Annotated in this window: 18 protein-coding genes and 1 riboswitch; of the genes, 7 read left to right on the forward strand and 11 right to left on the reverse strand. The window is 37.4% G+C overall.

Annotated elements, in window-relative coordinates:
• Positions 1-247: 247 nt before the first annotated feature.
• The 7 genes from J1905_RS08820 to J1905_RS08850 all read right to left on the reverse strand — a co-directional run bounded on the left by J1905_RS08820 (position 248) and on the right by J1905_RS08850 (position 10,048).
• Positions 248-1,114: a DUF4397 domain-containing protein gene (locus J1905_RS08820; protein WP_214226936.1), complete on the reverse strand. Its 867-nt coding sequence runs from the start codon at positions 1,112-1,114 to the stop codon at positions 248-250.
• Positions 1,115-1,133: 19 nt separating this feature from the next.
• Positions 1,134-3,902 carry a TonB-dependent receptor gene (locus J1905_RS08825; RefSeq protein ID WP_214226937.1) on the reverse strand — a complete coding sequence of 923 codons (2,769 nt, stop codon included), beginning with the start codon at positions 3,900-3,902 and terminating at the stop codon, positions 1,134-1,136.
• 104 nt (positions 3,903-4,006) lie between these two features.
• On the reverse strand, positions 4,007-4,963 hold the full coding sequence (locus J1905_RS08830) for a cytochrome-c peroxidase (protein ID WP_214226938.1): 957 nt from the start codon (positions 4,961-4,963) through the stop codon (positions 4,007-4,009).
• 21 nt (positions 4,964-4,984) lie between these two features.
• The gene (locus J1905_RS08835) at positions 4,985-5,650 is read right to left on the reverse strand and encodes a YceI family protein (RefSeq protein ID WP_214226939.1); all 666 of its coding nucleotides are present in this window, start codon (positions 5,648-5,650) and stop codon (positions 4,985-4,987) included.
• Positions 5,651-5,730: 80 nt separating this feature from the next.
• A complete protein-coding gene (locus J1905_RS08840; protein ID WP_214226940.1) occupies positions 5,731-7,047 on the reverse strand; it encodes a peroxiredoxin family protein in 1,317 nt (438 codons plus the stop codon).
• Between the two features lie 27 nt (positions 7,048-7,074).
• The gene (locus tag J1905_RS08845) at positions 7,075-8,397 is read right to left on the reverse strand and encodes a peroxiredoxin family protein (RefSeq protein ID WP_214226941.1); all 1,323 of its coding nucleotides are present in this window, start codon (positions 8,395-8,397) and stop codon (positions 7,075-7,077) included.
• Between the two features lie 514 nt (positions 8,398-8,911).
• Positions 8,912-10,048 carry a cysteine desulfurase family protein gene (locus tag J1905_RS08850; RefSeq protein ID WP_214226942.1) on the reverse strand — a complete coding sequence of 379 codons (1,137 nt, stop codon included), beginning with the start codon at positions 10,046-10,048 and terminating at the stop codon, positions 8,912-8,914.
• Between the two features lie 83 nt (positions 10,049-10,131).
• Positions 10,132-10,244: riboswitch (SAM riboswitch) on the reverse strand.
• A 258-nt stretch (positions 10,245-10,502) separates the two neighbouring features.
• On the opposite strand from J1905_RS08850, the gene J1905_RS08855 reads away from it, so the two are divergent.
• The gene (locus J1905_RS08855) at positions 10,503-11,726 is read left to right on the forward strand and encodes a sterol desaturase family protein (protein ID WP_214226943.1); all 1,224 of its coding nucleotides are present in this window, start codon (positions 10,503-10,505) and stop codon (positions 11,724-11,726) included.
• Positions 11,727-11,756: 30 nt separating this feature from the next.
• On the opposite strand, the gene J1905_RS08860 is transcribed toward J1905_RS08855, so the two are convergent.
• From J1905_RS08860 to J1905_RS08870, 3 genes are all read right to left on the reverse strand, one after another.
• Positions 11,757-14,132, reverse strand: coding sequence for an ABC transporter permease (locus tag J1905_RS08860; protein WP_214226944.1), 2,376 nt, complete (start codon positions 14,130-14,132; stop codon positions 11,757-11,759).
• A 245-nt stretch (positions 14,133-14,377) separates the two neighbouring features.
• Positions 14,378-16,612 carry a GH92 family glycosyl hydrolase gene (locus J1905_RS08865; RefSeq protein ID WP_214226945.1) on the reverse strand — a complete coding sequence of 745 codons (2,235 nt, stop codon included), beginning with the start codon at positions 16,610-16,612 and terminating at the stop codon, positions 14,378-14,380.
• 133 nt (positions 16,613-16,745) lie between these two features.
• Entirely contained in the window at positions 16,746-17,294 is a 549-nt protein-coding gene (locus tag J1905_RS08870) for a GNAT family N-acetyltransferase (RefSeq protein ID WP_214226946.1), read from the reverse strand.
• 253 nt (positions 17,295-17,547) lie between these two features.
• Between J1905_RS08870 and ileS the strand changes: the two genes are divergently transcribed.
• From ileS to J1905_RS08895, 5 genes are all read left to right on the forward strand, one after another.
• Positions 17,548-20,940, forward strand: a complete 3,393-nt coding sequence (ileS, locus tag J1905_RS08875; RefSeq protein WP_214226947.1) for an isoleucine--tRNA ligase — start codon at positions 17,548-17,550, stop codon at positions 20,938-20,940.
• A gap of 5 nt (positions 20,941-20,945) precedes the next feature.
• Positions 20,946-21,329: a TraR/DksA family transcriptional regulator gene (locus tag J1905_RS08880; RefSeq protein ID WP_068891888.1), complete on the forward strand. Its 384-nt coding sequence runs from the start codon at positions 20,946-20,948 to the stop codon at positions 21,327-21,329.
• Complete coding sequence (locus tag J1905_RS08885; protein WP_214226948.1) at positions 21,329-21,931, forward strand: lipoprotein signal peptidase; 603 nt, start codon at positions 21,329-21,331, stop codon at positions 21,929-21,931. Before J1905_RS08880 ends, J1905_RS08885 begins: the two co-directional genes overlap by 1 nt.
• Positions 21,932-22,017: 86 nt before the next feature.
• Entirely contained in the window at positions 22,018-22,722 is a 705-nt protein-coding gene (locus tag J1905_RS08890) for an SIMPL domain-containing protein (protein ID WP_214226949.1), read from the forward strand.
• Between the two features lie 110 nt (positions 22,723-22,832).
• On the forward strand, positions 22,833-23,147 hold the full coding sequence (locus tag J1905_RS08895) for a hypothetical protein (RefSeq protein WP_214226950.1): 315 nt from the start codon (positions 22,833-22,835) through the stop codon (positions 23,145-23,147).
• 80 nt (positions 23,148-23,227) lie between these two features.
• Here the strand turns inward: J1905_RS08895 and serS are convergent, their stop codons facing one another.
• Positions 23,228-24,499, reverse strand: coding sequence for a serine--tRNA ligase (gene serS / locus J1905_RS08900; RefSeq protein WP_214226951.1), 1,272 nt, complete (start codon positions 24,497-24,499; stop codon positions 23,228-23,230).
• Positions 24,500-24,576: 77 nt separating this feature from the next.
• On the opposite strand from serS, the gene rsmI reads away from it, so the two are divergent.
• Complete coding sequence (rsmI, locus tag J1905_RS08905; RefSeq protein ID WP_214226952.1) at positions 24,577-25,287, forward strand: 16S rRNA (cytidine(1402)-2'-O)-methyltransferase; 711 nt, start codon at positions 24,577-24,579, stop codon at positions 25,285-25,287.
• The last annotated feature ends 1 nt before the right edge of the window (position 25,288 follow it).

Consider the following 25,288-nt stretch of genomic DNA (forward strand, 5'->3'; position numbering starts at 1 on the left):
CTTATATTTAATTCTTGGTCTAGGAATAGTCCAATTGATTTGAAAAATTAAATTGGATTTGCTACTTACTTAAATTATTATCACCATGGTATTGAATCGAAATGAGGTTTTAGTTGCAGCCGATAATATAGTCGTTCCACGCACCACCTTAAAACGCACCTTGTTCGGACCTCGTTCGACCAGGGCCGAACAAAGGGCGAACAAGACAGGTTGAAAAGCCGTAACAGTCTTAAGAGCAAAAAAAATATTATTTGCTATGTGTAATTATTGTAGCGCTTACTCCAGCTCCACCAACACTTCCATTTATAAAAACAGTATATATCTTCCCGGCCTCAAAAGTCACATTAGATAGTCCATTACCAATTATCGGAATTACCGTCTGAGTGGTATTGTTTCTAACCTCAAGATTCTTAGCTGCTACAATATCAACTTCCTTAAAAGGCCCGAGTGTTTTCCAACTCAAACCCGGTATTGTGGCAGGAGCCTTTCCATTTGCATCATAGGTAATGATTGTCTGATCACCAAAGTTGCCATAAGCAACATTAGAAAAAACCGCAACACTACCTGCTAAAGTTAAATCTACATTAGGTGCATCAGGAGAAAAGTTTGCAAACCGAACCTTGGCCTTTCCCGCAACAGGTGCTGTCAAATCATCATAAACTAACACCAAGCTATCTCGATTTCCAGGATTCAATTTACTTGGTTTACGTTTAGCTACAGCAAATAAAGTATGATAAAAGCTTGCTATAGGACCATTAGGGCCTGCAAAAGAAGCTTTATCTGTTTCCTGAGCAAAGATGGCACTTCCTCCAAACACGTATGATGATTTATAACTTGTATTACTTCCTTCTGTAGTGTTGTATTGAACTTTACCGTATTGAGTATCTAAATAACCTGTAGAAGCATTATGAACAACTAAGGCCGTATTTACCTGCCTTGTAAAGTCAAGAAAATTAATTGGTGCTGTAATAGACAATGCATTTACCAATTTAACTTTAGCGCTTAGTGGCAGCCTGTCGGCATTATCTGAATCCAGGTACTCCGCTTTTTTGCATGATGTAACAATAGCAATCACACCCAATATTACTGCAAACTTTATCTTTAAAAATTTCATGATCTGTCTGTTTATTTAGTTAAAACTTAGCCGATAATCTTACAAATGGCTGTATACCTGTATTCGTTCCGGCCTGAGTACCACCGGGTCCCGGATTACGCGTTATGTTACTTCCCGGTGCAGGAATACTATAGTCACCCAAAACATTAAATAAATTATTGGCACCAACAGTTGCTTGTATAGTCGGGGTAATCCTGTATCCGACCGAAACATCAGCTATCCAGATTGGACTAAATACCTGATAGTAATAATCCGGTTTAGGAAAATTGGCATTGAGCTGTGATACTGAAGTAACAGATCCAAAATATACTGCTCGCACAAGAAAGTTCAGTTTATTTAGATTGTATGTACCCTGCAAGGTTATTTTCTTTGATGGAATGTTGTTTGTTACCCTTGCTTTTTCTGATTCATCAAAAATAATGTAACGGTAAGCCTCTAATCCTTTGGGTGTATTTACTTTGGTCAGCTTAGTTTCAAGAAAATTTGCACTGGCAAGAAAGGTCGCATTTGCTCCATTATTGAACAAGAACTTGTAACTACCAGTTAACTCAACTCCCTTTGTACTTGTACTAAATGAATTGTAAAAAAACTTAGCCTGAACTGTACCTGTCTGTATAAACAAAGCTCTCACATCGGCAGGCAAATTAGTATCTGTTGCCGAAAAGCGGCCTGTATTACCTACCCTATCTTTAATATCAATCTGATAAGCATCAACCGTAAACTCCACATTTGGTATAGGCGATGAGGTTAGGCCTGCAGTATACCCTTTAGATCTTTCCGGTTTTAATTCCGGGATTCCTAATGCTTTTGTGGCGGGATTTACATTATTAGCGGTAACCTGATCAATAGCTACACCATTTTGAAAAGTTGTTGAGGTTTCTGTATAATAAAACTGCGCCAGATCAGGTGCACGGAAACCAGTATTTATTGACCCTCTTACCCCAAGCCAATCAGTAACACTATAACGGGTGGCACCTTTATAAGTAAATACACTTCCGAAATCAGAATAATTCTCAACACGTACAGCGCCCGAAAGCAACCATTTCGAAGTAACATTTAACTCAAGATCTAAATATCCTGCAGAAATAGATCGATTAACATTCACCTCGTTTGATGGTCGAAAACCAGCATGAATCTGCGAACCCGGTGATAACCCGTTCAGTGGAGTTAAGCCTAACGAAGTGGTATAAGGAATTCCTCCAGACGTGGTATCTATCCCATAAATTGTCCTTAAATCACCTTTTGAATAAGATGCCTCCTCACCTGCAATGATCTGATAACTCTCTACTCGATACTGTCCGCCAAAGGCAATGTTAAGCCCCTTTAGTACCTTCTCAAAATAGCGACTAAAATCTAAGCTGGTTGTATTCTGACTTGCATTATAACTACCTGCATCAAACTTACGTGGGGTACGTTGCCCTAAACTTGCATTCAAAGAGTTACTGATCACATTCGAAAAATCATTGATGCCATATACATTTGATATGTCAACTTTCCAGTCTTTTACTTTAGCTTTTACCCCTAAAGCGAATGATTTGTCCGAAATAATGTTATCCATTGCAGGTAAAAAACCATCAGGATAGATAAAAGTATTGTTACGCTCAGTCCATCCTGGCAACCGATATACTGCTGTAAATTGCGAATTACGGTGACTAATCCCCCCAAACGAATACAGCTCCACATCCTCCTTTAAAGGAACGGAAGCATTAAAGAAAAGCAGCCCATCAATAGCCTTATTTGTACTCCCTCGCTGATCAAAATAGTGTCTATCAATACCCCTACCTGTTATAATAGCATCATCAATTTCTTTTGTATAGATCTGATCAAAACCACGGGTGTTAGCTCCTCCGCCATATGCCGGTCCTATATATAACCCTGCCTCATCATTACCAACAGGTAACGATACAGCCTGAGTAGCAAACTCGCCAGTTACATTCAAAAAGCCACCTTTACTACCCAGTTTCACGCCATAATTACTACTGGTTCTGGTTGTTAATCCATCTCCTCGTCTACGAGAACTTGCGGTTGAACTGAGCGACAATTGATCGGTACTTTTCTTTAACACAATATTGATAACCCCGGCAATTGCATCAGATCCATATTGGGCCGCAGCGCCATCACGCAGTATCTCAATTCTTTCAATAGATCCTGTCGGGATGGAATTCAGATCGTAACCAGTAGCGCCATTCCCTAATCCGCCCCAACTGATATTCGAACTTTTATGTCGTCTTTTACCATTAATCAGTACCAGTAACTGATCTACCCCCAACCCTCTAAGCTGAGCTGTGGATGTTGCCGAAGCAGCATCGCCACCGCCAGAAACGGAAGAGTGAAATGACGGAGATACATATTGCAGCAATTGCGTAACTGTGACCTGTGGTGCCGACTCCTGAAGTGCTTTTATGTCAATAATATCAACAGGGTTTGCTGATGTAAGCTTAGTTCTGTTTGCGTTATTAGACCCTACAATGTTCACTTCGCTTAATGAACTTGATGAGGGTTTAAGACTAATATTGATTACCTCTTTACCATCTATTTCGGCCTCCTGTGTTTCGTATCCGATATAGGAGAAGATTAATACCCGGCCATTCTTAATGGTAATCTGGTAGGTTCCATCCTCCTTTGTAGCCGGGCCATCATCAAGGCCTTTTACCCTTATAGAAACTCCCGGTATAGGCAAATTATCATCCGAAGAGGTGACAACACCTTTAATTATGCGCCTTTGCGCATATAAATTTTGCCCATAAAAAAGGCTAAAGAACAACAGTACCGGTATAATTTTTTTCATTACGATTTAGTTAAGTTTAGACAAAAGGCATCCCCTACATGCTTTTAAGCATGCATCCCTTCTTGTCATCAAAGTTTTAAGATTTAATAATCCGGATCAGTACTTTACTTGTTCAACAAGAATCTGTCGTCAGTGAGCGCCCCTAAAAACGCTACAATATCATCCATGTCCCGATTAGATAGGCTCAAAGGTTTATCTAATGATAAGTCTCTGTTTATACCATCTTTAACCACCACAGACGGATCGTTATAGTATTCCACTACACTGCGTAGCGTTTTAAATTTCCCATTATGCATATATGGGGCTGTTAAAGCCACGTTACGCAATCCCGGTATTTTAAACTCTCCCAAAACAGTACTGTCCTTTGTTATGCTGAACCTGCCGGCATCATTCAGAGTTTTCCCATTATACAACCCGATATTTTTAAATCTATCAGCTGTAAAATCTTCACCCGAATGGCAATTATTACAGTTCCCTTTACCTATAAACAGAAGACGGCCACGAATGGCAGCGTCCGACATAGCGTTGTCATCTCCATTTATATAGCGGTCATAAGGACTGTTATTTGTTTCCAGCGTCCGTTCAAAAGCAGCCAGTGCTTTCAACAAATTATCTTTATTTGGCGCTGTTTTAAATACTTTTTTAAAAGCGTCTGCATAGAATTTATCATTATTAAGTCGTTCTATTGCCTCATCAATGGTTAAGCCCATTTCATCAGGCGATGTTATTGGCCCCAAAGCCTGCTCCTCAAGTGATGAGGCCCGGCCATCCCAAAAAAAGTGGGTTCGACCGGATAAATTGGTTAATCCCGGAGAATTCCGGGATGTTAGTTTTCCTCCAATACCCTTACTAAACACTGCTGTATCAGCAAAAGCAAATTCCGGTCTGTGGCATGATGAACAATTAATTGTCCGGTCTTTTGACAATATATTATCAAAAAACAGCTTACTGCCAAGTTGCTCCCTGGTTTGTATCTCGTCGCTACCGGACATGAAACTTAACTGGGTTATCAACAGGAAAACAAAGGCTATCAGTATAAGTATGGTATTTCTTCTTTTCATGATTGTTTTTAAACCGGGCTATTACTGAGCATTAGCTACCAAGGCTACATCAATATCAAAATCATCATAGATTACTTTATCGCCCAGGTTCTCAAAGAAATTCTTAGAGCGGAACTTAATGTCGTACTTGGTACGGTCTATCGTTATCTTGGCATTGGCTGTCAGCTTTTTACCATTCACAGCAATCACTGCCGGAAAGCTAACCTCATTGGTTATCCCTTTAATTGTTAGTTTACCTTTAACATTGTATTGATTGCCTGTAGTTTTAGTGGCTGAGCCAATTACAAAGTTTGCTTTCGGAAATTTCTCTGCACTAAAAAAATCATCACTTTTAAGGTGTCCAACCAATTTAGTATTTGCACTTTCATCAGTAAGATCGGTAACAGTTATAGTACGGGTATCAATATCAAAGCTCCCTGTTTTTAAGGTATTATTATCTACGGTAAAACTGCCATTGCTAACTTTAACGGATCCATTATGTTCGCCTGTGGCTTTTTTTGCCAGCCATGTCAATTTGCTGCCTTCATTGTCTACTTTAAACACCAATGCTTTAACAACATGTGTTTTTACAGATGCTATTTTTTTAGCAGACAAAGCCGAATTATTAGCGTTATTAGGTTTTTCAGGACCTGTAAGTATTAGCAATGAGGTTGCTGTAATTGCAGAAAGGGCTAGTATTATTTTCATATTCTTTATTTAATTTTTTAATGATTTTAAATTCCCTTGGCACAAACCTAAGTTTGCACCAAGGGGGAGAGGGATTTATGTCATTTACTTTTTAAAGTCTCTGCAGATTTTATTGATGCATTTGAAGGTGCTTCTTCAGCAATCAATACATCTAACAAATCGTTAAACTTCTTTTCGTATTCTTTATAGTATTTACCGGTTACCGTGCCTGTATAACCTGTATAAATTTCACGCACCTCTCCTTTTCTGTCAATAATTATAGTAGTTGGAAAGGCAATGAATTTGTTAAGTGCCGGTAGTTTCTGAGATACCACCTTTTTATCAGCAAGACCACCGAACAAGATGTCATACTTAACATTATACTTGTCCCTTAATTTGCCTAGTGTATACTGCGCATATTGCAAACTATCCTTTTGCTCAAAACCAATAGCAATAGCTTCTACACCGCGCTTTTGGTTCTTATTAAACCATGGTGAAAGAAATATGGTTTGATCTGTGCAGTTAGGGCACCAGGTGCCAACAATTTCAACAATAACGACTTTACCTTTGTACTTATCGTCACTTAAAGAAACCGATTTACCAGTAAGATCAGGAAAGGTAAAGTCAAGCTTTTTATAGCCTTCCTTTAAAAAAGTAAGCTTATACGGATCAGGCAATTCAGCCTTATCATCCTTTACGCCATCAAATTTAGTATTGTCGTAAATACCTGCCGATATTACACCGCTAATTGTGCCATCTGCATTAATTTTTCCTTTATAAATTTTAGGACTTGGACCTGTAAAACCAGATAGCACAAACTCATCACCCTGTACAGTACCTTCCAACTCACGACTATCGCCTGTTACCTGCAAAATTACACCAGTAAGCTTATTTCCATTTTGCTTTAATAGGGCCACTTTATTAGGCACTTGTTCTTTCGAATAAAACTTCAATTCCCATTTGCCACTAATGTTTGCTACTGGAGCAACATCCTTACCCGGTTCAACAAAGCGATAATTCTTACCGTGTTCCGCTGTAAATGGGAGCGAATTACCTCTAAAACCTGGAACCAGACTGCGATACTCACCACTTAATGTTCCATCATCTTCTATCTTGGCAACAAGTGCCGCATCATAGGTATTCATTTTAATAAAAACCGAATCTTTACCTAAGCGAGTTACATGGAAGTCATCACGTCTGGTTCCATTAAGTAAAGTAAATGTCCCGTGTTCCAAATCCTTACCTTTAAATTCAAAGTTGAATGGCACCTGAGTTTCACTCACATTAAATACACCGCGCCAAACTCCTTCTCTAATTACTTTTCCTGCCGGATTCTTATCCAGGGCCCATACTGTAGTACCGAAAAGCAGGGCCAACGATAGTAGTATTAATTCTTTTAAAAAATTGCTCTTATTCATGGTTTAAGTTTTATGATTATGCTACTACTATTTACCTTTTATGATATTACTTGTCTCCGTAGTTTTCAGCGCTGCTGTTGGTTCTGGTTCAGCCAGTAATTCATCCAATACCTTATTAAATTTCTTTTCATAATCATCATAGTATTTACCTGTTACAGTGCCGGTATAGCCGGTGTAAATTTCTCTTACCTCACCTTTTCTATCGATAATTATGGTTGTAGGAAAAGCAATAAATTTGTTAAGTGCAGGGAGTTTCTGAGCCACAAGCTTTTTATCAGCCAAACCACCAAAAAGTATGTCGTACTTGATATCATATTTATCTCTTAATTTTCCTAGTGTATATTTAGCATACTCCAAGCTATCTTTTTGCTCAAAACCTATTGCTATGGCTTCTACACCACGTTTTTTGTTCTTATTAAACCATGGCGACAAAAACACAGTTTGGTCAGTACAGTTAGGACACCAGGTACCAATAATCTCTACAATTACCACCTTACCTTTATACTTGTCATCGCTTAGCGAAACAGAGTTGCCTTTCAAATCTGGAAAAGTAAAGTCAAGCTTTTTATAACCTTCCTTTAAGAAGGTTAGTTTATAAGGATCGGGTAAGTCTGCAACATTATTTTTAGTTGCATCAAATTTGATGTTCTTATAAATTCCAAACCCCTGCTCTCCAGAAAGACTTCCGTCCTCATTTATTTTACCTTTAATGATAAAAGGGCTAGGGCCTGTAAAACCAGATAACGCAAATTCATCACCTTGTACTGTACCTTCAATTTCGCGACTATCACCAACAACAGTCATCACCACGCCTGTAAGTTTGTTTCCGGTCTGTTTTAATACTGCAATAGAAGCAGGAACCGCTTCTTTACTATATAGTTTAAGTTCCCATTTACCTGTTAAATTGGCCTTTGGAGCTACATCTTTACCTGGTTCAACAAAGCGATATCCTTTCCCATATTCTGCAGTAAAAGGGAGTGCATTTCCTCTAAAATTGGGTACAAGGCTACGATACTCACCTGTCAGTCTACCATCATCTTCAATCTTGGCTACCAAAGCGGCATCGTAGGTATTCATTTTAACAAATATGGAGTCTTTACCAATTAGCTCTACATGGAAATCATCACGGCGGGTGCCATTTAAAAGTGTAAATACTGCATGCTGAGGGTCTTTTCCTTTAAATTCAAAGTTGAATGGGACCTGCGATTCACTCACTGTAAATACACCACGCCAGACACCTTCTTTAATAAATTTTACAGGTCCGGTCTTGGTGCCTGCAAGTGCTGCACTGCTTAATAAAATACCTGCCGACAGGCATTTAGCTTTAAATAGATAATCTTTTAAGTTCATTGTATAGGGTTTTTTAGGTTGTTTAGGAGAATTTTGGACATAAGGATTCCTGGGTCAATAGCCTGGCTATTAAATTCTGACGAATAAATTCAAGAAAATCAATCAGGGAATGCTGTAGAAGCTACATGCACATACAACAACAGAATTTTAAATTTTTCATATCACTAGTCAATTTATATTTCTAAAAATCATTTTTTAGAAAACTTTATAAATCATCTATTAATGGTGGAGTTACTAGATGTTGTCAATAAAAATCATCTACTAAGTGGTGGAGTTTATTAGATTGATGTAAAGGTAATGCTTAGAAATAACAATTCAAAAAAAATCTACTAATTTAGTAGTATTTATTTTTTCTGTTATATTCAACTCATCTTTTGTCCGTTATTGTATATTGATATCCATTATTAATTAACATCCCGGCGTGTTGCAGAAAGCGAGCTGAATGAACTTTCCACCATTGCATAAAGCCACACAATCTACACAGCCAGGATGTTAATATTTACCATTAAGCTCATTATACAGTTACGGGATTGTATATCGCAAAGAGCCTTTCAACGGTGTAATCTATTTCTTCGATTGTATTATACTTACTAAACGAAAAGCGTACAGTATGTCGGGAAGGGTCTGCATTAATTGCTTTCAGCACATGCGATGCTGAACCTGTAGCGCAAGCACTCCCTCCTGAAACTGAAATATTATTCCTGTCCAAGTATCCAAGCAAATCTTCGGCACCTTCATGTTGTGGTAAGCTAACACTTAATACGGTGTAAAGACTGTTATCCGCATCGGCTGAATTCCCGTTAAATTGCACGCCATCAATTTCAGCTTTCAATTTAAAGATCATCCTGTCTTTTAATTTCTGTATATACTTTCCATTCTCATCAATATCGCGGTAAGCAATCTCCAAAGCTTTTGCCAGACCAATAATCCCATGAATATTTTCCGTTCCGGCACGTAGTCGTCGCTCTTGAGATCCCCCATGAATCAATTTCGAAAGCTGTATTCCGTTTTTGCAATAAATAAAACCTACTCCTTTCGGTCCATGAAATTTATGTGCCGAGGCAGCTATAAAATGTGCTTTCAGTTTTGAAAGATCATGGCGATAATGCCCAATGGTTTGAACTGTATCCGAATGAAAAATAGCATTACTGCTACAACAGAGCTGACCAATCAATTCGATGTTATTTAAATTCCCAATTTCATTGTTGGCATGCATTACTGATACCAGAGAGCGATCTTTATTTTTTAATAGTTGTTCTAAATGCTCAATATCAAGATTTCCTTTATCATCAGTATTTATAAAACTAAGACTTATTTCACCACGTTTCTTAAGCGCTTCTAGTGTATGCAAAACCGCATGATGTTCAAACGGAGTAGTAATTACGTGTCTTACCTGTTCAGAATACACACTTGATAAGATCGCCGTATTATCAGCTTCCGTACCACCACTTGTAAAAATAATTTCATTTGGGGCCGTATTTAAAAGATTGGCGATGGTTTTTCTGGCATTTTCGATGGCGTTTTTTACAATTCTACCATCTTCGTGATGAGACGATGGATTGCCAAAATACTCCAACAGGTAAGGAATAATTTCCTTGTAAACTTCTTTGTCAAGTTGGGTGGTTGCAGCATTGTCTAGATAAATTCTCATTTCTTCCTCCTCTTTTTAATTAATCGTTTATAATTAATCATTCTGTGATATCAGCTTATGCAGAAGAGGTATAACTCTTTATCATTTTATCTTTCCCCGCATTAGCGGAGCAGGAATTAGCACCTTTTACAAGCATAAGCCTGTACAGGTTGCTAAGACGTCGTAGGGCCTTTCCCTCTGTCTTTCTGGATAAGTAAATTACAAGAACAACTATTGAGTCGCAAATGTACAAATAAAAACTACTAATTTACTAGACTTTATTAAAATAAATTTTAATCATCACATAATCTTTGGTTTACACAAAAATCAAAACCAATATTGAGACTATACATAAGCAATTTTGGAGGGTATAAACAATGAATAAGGAAACCGAATTGTTTGCTAAAAGCTAATTAAACATAAATACTACTAAATTGGTAGTATTTATATACATTTGGTCAGGAGGAATTGAATTATGATTAGCCATTTTAACTATTTAGCCTTTGCTATTCCAGCTTTTTTTGTGTTTCTGTTTTTAGAATATAGACTTGCTTTAAGTCTAAAAAAAGGGCACTTATTCAAATATGAAAGTTCCATCTCCAACCTCAGCATAGGTATTGCTGAAAGACTTCTTAATCTTTTTATATCTGCAAGTTTCTATAGCCTATTTTTTTGGATTTACACCAACTATGCTCTTTTCAGTATACCGAACATATGGTGGGTATGGTTATTATTAATCCTGGTTACTGACCTTGTTTGGTACTGGTATCACCGTTTGGGGCATGAGGTAAACATACTTTGGGCAGCTCATATTGTACATCACCAAAGCGAAGAGTTTAATTTTACCGTATCAGCAAGGATCACTGTTTTTCAGGCCCTGATCAGAAATCTTTTTTGGTGTGTAATCCCTTTGCTGGGATTTCATCCTGCCATGGTAATTACTATTCTGGTTGTTCATGGTGGATACTCCTTTTTTACCCATACTCAATTGATAAAAAATATGGGTTGGCTGGAACACATACTGGTTTCTCCTTCCATTCATGGCATCCACCATTCCAGCGATGAAAAATATCTTGATAAGAACTACGGCGATGTATTCGTGTTTTGGGATAAAATCTTTGGAACATTTCAAAGAGAGGAGGAACCACCAAAATACGGACTTACACATCCCGTAAAAAGTTACAGCTTCTTATGGCAACACTTCCACTATTATCTAGAAATCTTAGCAGCATGTAAAAGAGAATCGGGCCTAGGCACCCAATTAAAAATAATCTTTGGCCACCCATCCAGATTAGACCAGGAAATCAGACCTATCCTCGAAAAGAAATACTTACAACACAAAGTATCTTCTTCATACCGATTCAAATATAGAGGCTATCTGAATATACAAATGATTATTAGCGTAATTCTGTTAACATTAATTACAGGTTTATATCCCTTCTTTGAAACTGCAGATAAACTATTTCTTGTTGGCTTTATTCTGCTCACGCTGATCAATTGCGGGGCCTTAATGGAACAAAGAAAATGGATTTACAATCTTGAGTACACTCGCGTGCTTACTATATTCATCTACATTTTTTGGAAACTAGACCATATGGAACTGTTGTTGCCCTTAGTAATTATGCTATTCATAGCAGAGCAACTATTTCGTATCAGTCATTTGTATCGTCATTATGTACTTCGGTATGACCGAATATGACCTCATAAACAATATCAATTTATTTAAAACTTACTCATACTTCAAGGCATCAATTGCATTTGCCTTTGCAACCTTAACTGTCTGAAAACTCACTGTTATTACCGCGATAAATACAGATAAAAATAAAGCAATTAAAAATGGCCATGCAGTCATTCCAACTTTATAATCATATTTCTGAAGCCACTTTACCGCAATTACATAAGCAGCAGGAATGGCAATCATATTGGATAGAATAACCAGCTTAATAAAATCCTTGTTCAAAAGCACAAGAATGCTTTTCAAATCAGCACCCAAAACTTTTCTTATACTAATTTCTTTACTTCTCTGCTCAGCCATATACAAAGCAAGTCCAAGCAAACCTAAACAAGAAATAAAAATTGCAAAGCACCCGAACAAGTTAGAGAGCACACTTAATAAGCGCTCTGTTTTAAGTTTCTCTTCCATCCCTTGACTTACAAATTGTAAATCGGCAGGATACGATGGATTAAGCCGTTTACCAATATCGGCTATAGATTGCATTGACTTGCTAAGTGGTTGATCAGGATTTAGTCGAAGTAATAATACCCTGCTCTGATTGATGTTCCAGTAAAACAGTGTTGGCTTTGCTTTTGTTGCCAGTCTTTCATTTGTATAATCCTTAACCACCCCAACTATCGTTAGTGGATGATTATCTCCCCAAATAATTGTGCTTCCTACAGGGGTTTTAAGCCCCATTGTTTTTACCATAGCTTCATTTACGAGTATAGACGTTGAAGTATCTGCAACAAATTCAGGAGAGAAGTCTCTTCCCGAAATGAGACTCGTACCCACAGTTTTTACGAAATCATAACCAGTGCTCCTGTAATTAATAATAGTATTGTCGTTTTCAGCCTTACCGGGCCACTTAATCATACTCGTAATTGATCCACTCTTTGTAAAAGAACCGGCAAACTCGGTTGCAGAAACTATCGCTCCTGCAGCTTTTAATTCCGTTTTAAAGATTTCCAGTTTTTCGGGTTTAGTCCACTCACCTTCCAAATCCATTTGAACCAGATTATTTTGGTCAAATCCAAGTGGACTATTTTTAATAAACTGGATTTGCGAATAAATAACAATTGCACAAACAATCATACAAATGGAAATGCTAAATTGTACAACAACTAGTATTTTTCGGATGGGCAGTGATGATTTACCAACTCCCGTAAAACCTTTCAATACCTTTACAGGGGTAAAAGATGACAGGTAAAACGCAGGATAACTACCAGCCAACACACCCGTAAATAGGATCAGCAAAGCAAGCGTAACCCAACTTTGATATGCGCCATAATTGATCTGAATAGAGATATCCAGCAAGTTATTAAAATATGGCAACACCACCTCTAATAACACAAAAGCAATTAGAATTCCAATAAACGAAAGTACAAGAGATTCTAAAATAAACTGTCCAACCAGCGTTTTTCTTGATGCCCCTAAAGCTTTGCGCACCCCCACTTCTCTAGCCCGTTTTTCCGATCTGGCTGTGGACAAGTTCATGTAATTAATACAAGCGATCAGTAAAACGCAGAAAGCAAGAAAAACAAACATCTTTATCTGATCAATTCTTCCTCCAACAGGTTTTCCGTTTTCAAATTGATCATATAAATGATACTTGCTGTAAGGAAAAAGAAAAGTCTCCAAGATACTTTCCTTATCATTTTTCTTAATCAACTGTCTTAACGAAGCACTTGTAGCTTCAAAGGCAGCCTTATCCTTTAACTTAAATATGGTAAAACAAGTAATGCTTCCCCAACCATTATCTTTCTCACCTGGATTTTCCTGTTCGAAGAATGACCATGGTTGAAGTGCTTCGAACTGGTGGGTCATATTTTTGGGGAGATCTTCCACAATTGCAGATACCTTAAGTACTTTTCGGTTATCCCATTTAACGCTATTTCCCACTGCATTTTCAGTTCCAAATAGCCTTTTGGCAGCTGAAGCAGTAAGCAAAACCGAATTAGGCTCCTTCAATGCCGTTTCAGCATCCCCCTGAATAAATTTATAGTCGAATATCTTTAAAAATGCAGGATCAACATCCAACGTTTTAAGCTTAAAATTAGTGTTACTACTGCTAAACAGCTTCGTTGGATCAGTCATAGCAATCCGGCTTGCACTTTCAACCCCCGGCAAAGTTGCCAAAGCAGCCCCAGCAAGTTTATTCGGTGTTGCGTCTGTAGTTAAAAGCTCTCCATTGATTTTAAGAGTTAGTTTGGAAGCATAAATACGATCGATATCTTTAAATTGTTTATCGTAGCTCCATTCATAATTCACATAAATCAGCAATAGTAAACAACAAGTCATACCAATGGCCAATCCTCCTATATTAATCAAAGAGAAACCCTTATTTTTCCAAAGGCTCCTTAAAGCGATTTTAAAGTTAATTAAAAACATACACTGGGTTTTTCATCAGATATGCCAAATATATGCCACTCTAACAAATACCCATATAAACTTAAATAGCAGTTATTTAATTACTACAGGAACAATTAAATGTTCATTATCGAACAGATCATGTTCACAAATGTACAGTTAGCTTTTAAATAAGAAAAGCGGCTCAGGAAGTCAAAGCCCTCGCCGCTAAACTAACTAAACTAACAAATTATGACGCTGTTATCTTTTTTACAATGATCTAATTATCATTTACTACCGTAATTATAATTAGGCTTACTTCCCATAGTGACTTTCAATGTACCACCTTTCATGATATCAGCATGCTGTAAATAGCCTTTCTCATATTTTTTCCCATTCAACAAAATGCTTTGGATATAAATATTTTTATCGCTGTTGTTTACGGATTCAACAATAAACTTTTTACCCCCTTCTAAATTAATGGTCGCTTTGTCAAACAACGGGCTCCCTATGGCATAAGTTCCAGATGCAGGAAATACTGGATAAAAACCTAAAGATGAAAATACATACCATGCCGACATCTGACCACAATCTTCATTTCCAACAATACCATCTGGACGATCATGATACATTTCTTTTAGAATGTACCGTACTTTTTCAGCTGTTTTCCACTGCTGTCCACCATAGTTGTACAAGTAGGGGATATGATGTCCCGGCTCATTCCCATGAGCATACTGTCCTATCAGACCTGTCATATCTTCCAACCCTCCCTCATCCTGAAATGGAATTGTAAAAAACTCATCAAGACGCTTACTAAACGCTTCCTTTCCACCCAGTAAACCAACTAATCCATCCACATCCTGTGGCACAAGCCAATTGTATTGCCAGGCGTTCCCTTCTGAGTAAAGCACATTTTTACTTTTAAACGGATCAAAACCAGGGGTCCAATTACCATCTGACAGTTTCCCTTTAAAGAACTTATCCGCAGGATCGAAGTAAAGCTTATAGTTCTCAGCGCGTTTTTTGAAATTGTTATATTCAGTAGCCTTACCCATCTTTTTTGCCATTAAGGCGATGCTTCCATCTCCTACAGCATATTCCATTCCTTTTGCTGTCGAGATTTCCTCTTTATCACTAGGAATTATCTGAAAGTCCTTAGCGTACTCCAGGCCAAGCAAGTTAACTTCAGAACTCTTTTTTAAAGCATCAAAGGCCCTTTCACCATCAAATTTTATCCCTTTAATATACGCTTCTGCAACAATCTGTCTGCTGGCCATACCAACCATTGTGCCTGTTTCATTTCCCATAAGGTGCCAAATCGGTAAATGTCCTTGCTGATCATAAATAGCCAGCATTGAGTTTATCATATCAGCCGCACGTTTAGGCTGTGTAAGTACGTAAAGTGGATGAGCCGCCCGATAAGTGTCCCAAGTAGAAAAGACACTATAATTGGCAAACTGAGCATTTTTATATATCTTTTTGTCAGTCCCTCTATAATCTCCGTTATGATCATTAAACAATGACGGGTTAATCATAGTATGATACATCGCTGTATAAAAAATCTTCTTGTCTGCTATATTTTTAGACACAACTGTTAGCTTGGATAATTCCTTGTTCCATTTGTCATCCGCCTGTTTTACCACCTGAGCAAAGTTCCAATTAGGAATTTCTGCTGTTATATTATCGAGTGCATTCTCTGAACTTACCGGTGATATTCCAACTTTAAGCTCTAGAAGTGTAGGTGCCTTTTCAAAATTAAAGAGTCCTTTAATGGCTTTATCTGTAGCGGTTGTTCCTTCCAATAATGTATTGTTATTATACAATGCGAAGTTCTTTATAGCTACCGATGATTTTATAGCAAAATAAATCCATTGATCTTTAGCCCATCCTGAAGACTTGCGGTATCCCTTGAACGTAAAATCATCTATTTGCTCAATATGAGTTTCCGTAGATTGATCATTGATCCCTTCCTTTAAATCAATGATAACATGTGCTTCTTTTCCCATCGGAAAATGATAGCGATGATATCCTACCCTTTCGGAAGCAGTTAATTCTACATTTACCCCATTGGCAAGCTTTACCGAATAAAACCCCGGCTTTACACGCTCATTCTTATGCGAAAAGAGGGAGGCATAACCGCTACCCGGAACATTTTCCTGTCCCTTATCTATTTTAATGCTTCCTGTATAGGGCATGATGGCTATGTCGGAAAGATCGCCTATTCCGGTGCCGCTTAAATGTGTTTGAGCAAAACCCCTGATCACACTATCCTGATAGTTATACCCGGAACACCAATCCCAACCTTTATAAAAATTATCAGGCCCGACCTGCACACCTCCAAAAGGGACACTGGCGCCAATAAAAACATGACCGTGTGAGCCTGAACCAATAAATGGATCAACAAAATCGGTTAGCTTTTGACTGTTTTTAATTTGTGAAGTGGCTGCATAGGTTATTCCAAAAAGGATAAGGGCAATACAAATACTAAGTTTCGTTCTCGTTTTGCAATAAAAAAGATTCATGAATTCTAATTGATGGTTTACTAATGGATTTACATTCGGCGTACTCCACAAATAAAGCAGACAGGATTAATTACATCATAATAAATCCTTAATTGCAATAGAATTATGAAAAAAACTAAGTTTTTTTTTAAAGCTATTCGGGTAATGTTAATGAAAATGTAACCATATTAACCACATCATCTCCATGTGAATTCTGGTAAAGTTTGCTGTCTCTTTTAAATCCGGCCATTTTTAAAACTTTAATTGAACTGGCATTATTCAATGAAGGGAAAGCCGTTATGGTACTTACTTTCATTTCTTCAAATCCATACTTTATAACAGCAGCTATGGCCTCTCTCATAATTCCTTTCCCCTGGTACTCGGGAAGTAGCTCATAACCAATTTCTGCAACCGCATTCTCTATATCAAAATTCCAGAGGCAGATGGCTCCGATTAAAGAAGGATTGTCTGGCAAAGAAATTGCCCAGTATACACAGGCATTTTCTTCCATAAGTTTTCCAATTTTATAAATATGAACCATGGCATCTTCTATACCAGTAGAAGGAATTTTTCCAGTCATGGCCGCAATTTTAGGATCAGATCGCAACGTATGAATCTGCAAAGCATCTTGTGCAGTTAATTCTCTAAGTAAGAGGTGGGATGTTGTTATTAAAGGGAAAATTGAAAAATCAAGGTGTTTCATGGATAGGTAGGGATGTAGATTATTTTAATAACAGCGAAAATGCAATTTTATTTTCTTTGAATGATAATTAAAAAGGGCCTTTCGAAATACCTAATTGATACCTCGCCCCGTGTTAGAGCACCGATACATTGCCTTTACTTAGGCAAACCAACACTTTTACCAAACATAGGTACGCTAAAGCTTTAAACAACACTTCAATTTCTCATTCTAATAACTTAACTTTGCATCCTTAATTTTTGGAGATACTTGATTGATGTATAGGGAATTTAAACAGTTAGAACTAGCTAAAATAGGAAAAGAGATACTTGATTTTTGGAAAGCGGAGAACATATTTGAAAAAAGCATTTCTACCCGCTCAAAATCAAACCCATTTACTTTTTATGAAGGGCCACCTTCTGCAAATGGAATGCCTGGTATTCACCATGTAATGGCGCGTGCTATTAAAGATATTTTCTGCCGTTATAAAACTATTAAAGGATTCCAGGTAAAAAGAAAAGCAGGATGGGATACTCACGGACTTCCTGTAGAGCTAGGAACTGAAAAGGAACTTGGTATCACCAAAGAAGACATAGGTAAAACCATTTCAATTGAAGAGTACAACGAAGCCTGTAAAAGGACCGTAATGCGCTATACCGATGTATGGAACGACTTGACTGAAAAAATGGGCTATTGGGTAGATATGGATGACCCATACATTACCTATAAGTCGAAATATATGGAGTCAGTATGGTGGCTTTTAAAACAGATTTACGATAAGGGCTTACTTTATAAAGGTTACACCATTCAACCTTATTCTCCAAAAGCGGGAACAGGATTAAGCTCACACGAAGTAAATCAACCGGGAGCGTACCGTGATGTAACCGACACTACTATTGTTGCTCAATTTAAATCACTACCAGAAACATTACCTGCGTTCCTGAATGGTTTTGGAGATATCCATTTCATGGCATGGACAACAACTCCCTGGACTCTACCATCAAACACAGCTTTAACGGTTGGCCCGAAAATAGACTATGTGCTTGTAAAGACTTTTAACCAATACACTTACCTTCCAGTAAATGTAATTTTAGCTAAAAACCTGGTTGGAAAACAATTTAACAAAATCTATTTTGAAAGCACAGATGCTGAAGATTTCAACAATTTCAAAGAAGGTGACAAAAAGATTCCTTACCAGATTTTAACAGAATGCAAAGGTGCTGATTTGGTAGGCGTTAAATACGAACAGCTATTACCTTATACCTTACCGTACCAAAATCCTCAAAACGCTTTCCGCGTGATTTCAGGAGACTTCGTTACAACTGAAGATGGAACTGGTATTGTACACACTGCGCCAACCTTTGGTGCAGATGATGCTAAAGTAGCTAAAGAAGCTACACCTGAGGTTCCTCCTATGTTGGTTCTGGATGAGAATGGCTCTCCTGTTCCGTTGGTAGACTTACAAGGAAGATTTACTTCTCACCTAGGCGATTTGGCTGGTAAGTATGTAAAAAACGAATATTACAATGAAGGCGAAGCTCCGGAAAAATCTGTTGATGTAGAGATTGCTATCCACCTGAAAGAAGAGAATAAAGCTTTTAAAGTAGAGAAATATGTTCACAGTTACCCACACAGCTGGAGAACTGATGAGCCTCTTTTATATTACCCGTTAGATTCCTGGTTTATCAAAGTAACTGACATCAAAGACAGGATGTTTGACTTGAACGAAACCATTAACTGGAAGCCAAAATCTACAGGCGAGGGACGTTTTGGAAACTGGCTGAAAAATGCAAATGACTGGAACTTGTCGCGCTCAAGATATTGGGGAATTCCATTGCCAATCTGGAGAACGGAAGATAAGAAAGAAGAAATATTAATTGGTTCCGTTGAAGAACTTTATAATGCTATAGAAAAATCTATAGAAGTCGGCTTCATGACTGAAAATCCTTTTAAAGGATTTGAAGTAGGTAATATGTCGGAAGCTAACTATGATTTAATAGACCTGCATAAAAATGTTGTGGATGAGATCGTATTGGTTTCACCATCAGGAAAATCGATGACTCGTGAAAGTGACTTGATTGATGTATGGTTTGACTCTGGCGCAATGCCTTATGCACAATGGCACTATCCTTTTGAAAATAAGGATAAGATTGATGAGCAAAAGGATTTCCCTGCTGATTTTATAGCTGAAGGTGTTGACCAAACCCGTGGATGGTTCTATACTTTACATGCCATCAGCTCACTGGTATTTGACAAAGTTGCGTATAAAAACGTAGTTTCAAATGGACTAGTGCTAGACAAAAACGGACAGAAAATGTCGAAACGTTTAGGTAATGCGGCTGATCCGTTTAAAACATTAGAAGAATACGGACCAGATGCTACGCGTTGGTATATGATATCTAATGCAAACCCATGGGACAACTTAAAGTTCGACATTGAAGGAATTGCAGAAGTACGCCGTAAATTCTTTGGAACACTTTACAACACTTATGCTTTCTTTGCACTATACGCAAACATCGACAAGTTTGAAATAGACCAAAATAATCTGACCCCAGTTGCTGAGCGCAGTGAGCTTGACAGATGGATCTTATCCCTATTACAAACATTAATTGCCGAAGTTGATGAAAGCTATGCTGCTTATGAACCTACTAAAGCTGCAAGAGCAATTCAATCATTTGTAGACGAGCACTTAAGTAACTGGTATATCCGCTTATCTCGCCGCCGCTTCTGGAAAGGAGAAATGACTGCGGATAAAAAAGCTGCTTATGAAACTTTGTATGCTTGCTTAACAAGTATTTCTCAACTAATGTCGCCTATTGCTCCTTTCTTTGCTGATTGGTTATTTCAGAATTTAACTGCAGGTGATGCTACGAATGAAGTTGAATCTGTACACCTTGCTCTACTTAAGGAAGCTGACCAAAGTTTGATTGATACAGAGCTTAATGAACGTATGCGCTTAGCACAAGACATATCATCAATGGTATTGTCGTTGCGTAAAAAAACAAGCATTAATGTTCGTCAGCCCTTGGCTAAAATATTGATCCCGGTACTGGATAGTAAATTTGCAGAAAGAGTTGAATTAGTTAAAGAATTAATCTTGTCGGAAACAAATATTAAGGATATTGAGTATATTACCGACACTGCTGGTTTCATTACCAAAAAGATCAAACCTAACTTTAAAGCGTTGGGCCCTAAAGTTGGTAAAGACATGAAAATGGTTGCTGAAGTAGTAAACAACATGACGCAGGAACAATTGAACCAGTTTGAAAATGACGGCAAATTTGAAATTACTGGCACTAATTATGTGATCGAGTTGAGCGATGTAGAGATCATGGCTGAAGATATACCAGGATGGCAAGTAACAAACATGGGTAACTTAACTGTGGCTCTTGACGTTACCATAACTGATGAACTGAAACAGGAAGGATTATCTCGTGAACTAATTAACAGAATACAGAATTTAAGGAAAGAACTTAATTTCGAAGTTACAGACAGAATTACTGTGACTTTACAAAACCATAATTTAGTAGCTACAGCGGTAGCTCAAAATAAAATATACATTTGCTCGGAAATTTTAGCAGATGACCTTAAATTAACAGAAAGTTTAGATAATGGAAACAAAATAGTAATCGATGATGTTGAATTACAAATTTCGATTGCCAAACAATAATTATTATGGAAAAAGCTACAAAAACAAGGTACTCTGACAGTGAACTTCAAGAATTTAAAGAATTGATTCAGGAAAAACTACGTATGGCCAGAGAAGAGTTTCTTGACTTAACAAACTCTCTAAGCAGTCCTAATTCTAACGGAACAGAAGATACTTCTGGTACTTACAAAACGCTTGAAGATGGCTCTGCAACTCTTGAAAAAGAACAATTAAACCAACTGGCTGCACGTCAGAAAAAATTCATCGAGAATTTAGAGGCTGCATTGGTGCGTATTGAAAACAAAACCTATGGTATTTGCAGAGAAACGGGTAAACTAATTCAAAAAGAACGTTTACGTGCTGTACCTCACGCAACTTTAAGTATGGAAGCTAAACTGAAGCAGTCGTAATGAAAGGCTATACAAAACCTTTAATAATAATTTTCCTGGTTTTAATTGCTGATCAGGTTTTAAAAACCTGGATTAAGACCAATATGTTTATGGGTCAGGAATTTAAGATCATAGGCAATTGGTTTATTATCCATTTCACGGAAAACAACGGAATGGCCTTTGGCCTTGAATTCGGTGGTGAGTTTGGCAAACTAGCCTTATCTCTATTCAGAATAGCTGCTGTTGCCGGAATTGGTTATGGATTGCATTACCTGATACAGAAAAAATATCATCGTGGTCTGATCCTAAATGTGGCACTTATATTTGCCGGTGCATTAGGTAACATTATAGACTCTGTACTATATGGTAAAATATATGGATATGCAGGATGGTTCCATGGTAGAGTGGTGGACATGTTCTACTTCCCTATCTGGGAAGGTCATTTTCCTACATGGTTTCCAATATGGGGTGGAGAAGATTTTATCTTCTTTAGACCTGTATTCAATATTGCAGACGCGGCCATATCTGTTGGTGTAATTATTATACTTGTGTTCCAAAAAACTTACTTTAAGGAAGAATTTAAAGAAGAAATTGGACCTAATAATGAGATAGTTGAAGAATAATTTTATGTTTTACGCTAATAATTTGTGGAATTGGTATGGTAATTTCATCTAACTATTAAATACACAAAAGAAAAACATTTATCATTATGAAAAAGTTATTAACCCTTGCCTTCGTTTCCTTATTAAGTATAAGTGCTATGGCTCAACAAGTAGATTTAAGAAAAAAGATTAGTGTTAGTGGTTCTGCGGAAACTGAAGTTACTCCAGACATTATTTACATCAGTATCTCTTTAAAAGAATATTTAAAAGATAATAACAGTAAGAAAAAAGTAGAGATTACTACTTTGGAAAGCCAGTTGTATGCTGCCGTTCAAAAAGCAGGTATTGATAAAGGAAACCTAACAATCAACGACTTATCAAGCTATGCTATTGTAACAGAGAAGAAGAAAAACCCTGACTATCTGGCTAGTAAACAGTATCGCTTAAAAGTATCTGATTTGAATAAATGGAATGACATCATTGGTGCTATAGACCCTAAAGGAATTGCCTATACCAATGTTGATAGTTACGACTATTCAAAAATTGAAACACTTAAAAAAGAACTGAAAATTAAAGCACTACAAGCTGCTAAAGAAAAAGCATCTTACCTAGTTGAAGCCCTTGGCGATAAGTTAGGTAGTGTAATTGACATTCAGGAAGTAAACAATGAGCAATATCCACAGCCGATGTATCGTAATGTAATGATGATGAAAGCTGAAAGCGCTGATATGGCTGGTGGGCCCGCTCCTGAGATTGATTTTAAAAAAATAAAACTGAATTATATAATGAATACAGTATTCGAAATTAAATAGTCGCAGTGACTACTTGAGTAGACAGTTTTAATAAAATACCTTTAAAAAACCTATCAATAACTTTTGGTAGGTTTTTTGCTATTTAGATATTATCACAAAATTCAAATCGTATGAAAAGATTAATTTACTCTTTAGTGCTAGTTTTCACATTGGCAATCAGCGCAAACACAGTTTCAGCAGCAGGAAAGACAGACAAGATTAAAACTGAAATGACTGCCGAGCAGCAAATTCAACTTAAACGGATCACTGATCGTGTTCAAGAGATTAAATCGATGGATAAATCAAATTTATCGAAATCTGAAAAAAAAGAGTTACGCCAGGAATTGAGAGGATTGAAAAAGCAAGCTAATGCATTAGGTGGCGGTGTTTACCTTTCTGTTGGAGCAATCATTATCATCATCTTATTATTGATTCTTATTCTATAGAACATCCTATTAACATCTACCTATAAAAAAAGCTTCTCAAATTGAGAAGCTTTTTTTGTTTGTAATGGATTTTGATTTAGTTAATCGATGTATTCGAAACCTGTGTATTTTACCAATGCCTCAGGAATTTTAATGCCCTTTTCGGTTTGGTTATTTTCAAGAATAGCAGCAACAATACGAGGCAATGCTAATGCACTTCCATTTAATGTATGTGCTAATTGAGTTTTTCCAGTAGCTCCCTTAAACCTTAATTTAAGTCTGTTACTCTGGTAGGTTTCAAAGTTAGACACTGAAGAAACCTCTAACCAGCGTTGCTGTGCTGCACTCCACACCTCCATATCGTAAGTCATCGCCGAAGTAAAGCCCATATCACCACCACATAAACGCAAAACGCGATAATGCAAACCTAACTCTTGCAGTAATGACTGAACATAAGCACTCATGTCTTCCAGAACCTCATAAGATTTATCAGGATGAACAACCTGTACAATTTCAACTTTATCGAACTGATGCAAACGATTTAAGCCACGTACATGTGCACCATATGATCCTGCCTCTCTACGGAAGCATGGTGTATATGCTGTGTTTTTTACAGGAAGCTCTTCTTCTTTTAAAATAACATCACGATAAAGATTGGTTACAGGCACCTCTGCCGTTGGAATAAGATACAAGTTATCTACTCCTGCATGGTACATCTGTCCTTCTTTATCCGGTAATTGTCCGGTACCAAAGCCTGAAGCTTCATTAACTAAATGTGGCACCTGCATTTCTCTATAGCCCTTTTCTGTTGCATGATCTAAAAAGAAATTAATAAGAGCCCTTTGCAAACGCGCTCCTTTACCTTTATACACGGGGAAACCAGCACCTGTTATTTTTGTACCCAGTTCAAAATCTATAATATCGTATTTAGCTGTTAACTCCCAATGTGGCAATGCACTTTCTGGCAAGTCAGCCGGGCTACCATGTTCATAAACAACTTCATTGTCTTCCGCTGCACTTCCTGTTTTAACCAGGTGATGTGGCAGGTTAGGCAATTGTAAAATCAAACTATATAATGTAGCTTCTACTTCAGTTAACTGATCTGAAAGATTTTTATGTTCTTCCTTATTTGATGTAGTTTCTGCTTTAAGCACTTCTGCTTCTTCTTTCTTACCACTACGCATTAACTCACCAATCTGTTTTGCAGCTGCATTAGCTACAGCGGAAAGGTTATCCAGCGAGGTTTGAACTTGTCTTCGTTCTTCGTCAATTTTAATAATTTCATCAACCAATTCAGGGTGTTTAAAATTACGTACACTTAGTCCTTCTAAAACTTTCTCTCTATTTTCGCGGATATAGTTAACTTGCAGCATTATTTTATTTTTTAAACAAAGATAATAACTTAACTCGTGATTGCGAACGCAGTAGCATAATACGAGCCCTAATAATTATGGAAGGTAAACTATTTCTTGTGCCCACCCCTATCGGAAACCTAGAAGACATGACCTTCAGGGCAATCCGAATTTTAAAAGAAGCTGATGTGATCCTTGCTGAGGATACTCGTACCAGCGCCCCTATGCTAAAGCATTTCGGAATCGACAAAAAAGCATATTCACATCACCAACACAATGAACATCAAGCTACTTCAGAAATCATTAAATTTCTGAAAGAAGGAAAAATGGTAGCCTTGATTTCAGATGCAGGAACTCCTGCAATATCCGACCCAGGCTTTTTTCTGGTTAGAGAAGCAATCAAAAATGATTTGGCAGTAGAGTGTCTACCTGGAGCTACTGCATTTGTACCTGCATTGGTAAACTCAGGATTACCTTCTGACTCTTTTGTTTTTGAGGGTTTTTTACCTGTTAAAAAAGGTAGACAAACACGCTTTAAAAAACTAGCAGAGGAGGAAAGAACAATTGTATTATACGAAAGTCCGCATCGTTTACTCAAAACCCTTGAAGAATTTGCGCAATATTTAGGTGCAGACCGCCGGGCATCAGTAAGTCGTGAGTTGACAAAACTTTATGAAGAGACTGTAAGGGGCACTTTAGCAGAAATTAAATCACATTTTGAAAACAATATATTAAAAGGAGAATTCGTAATTTGTATTTCAGGATGTGAGGAAGTGAAAAAGAAAAACAAATACGACCGCGACAATTAGG

The sequence above is a fragment of the Pedobacter sp. B4-66 genome (assembly GCF_018492665.1).
Classification (GTDB): Bacteria; Bacteroidota; Bacteroidia; order Sphingobacteriales; family Sphingobacteriaceae; genus Pedobacter.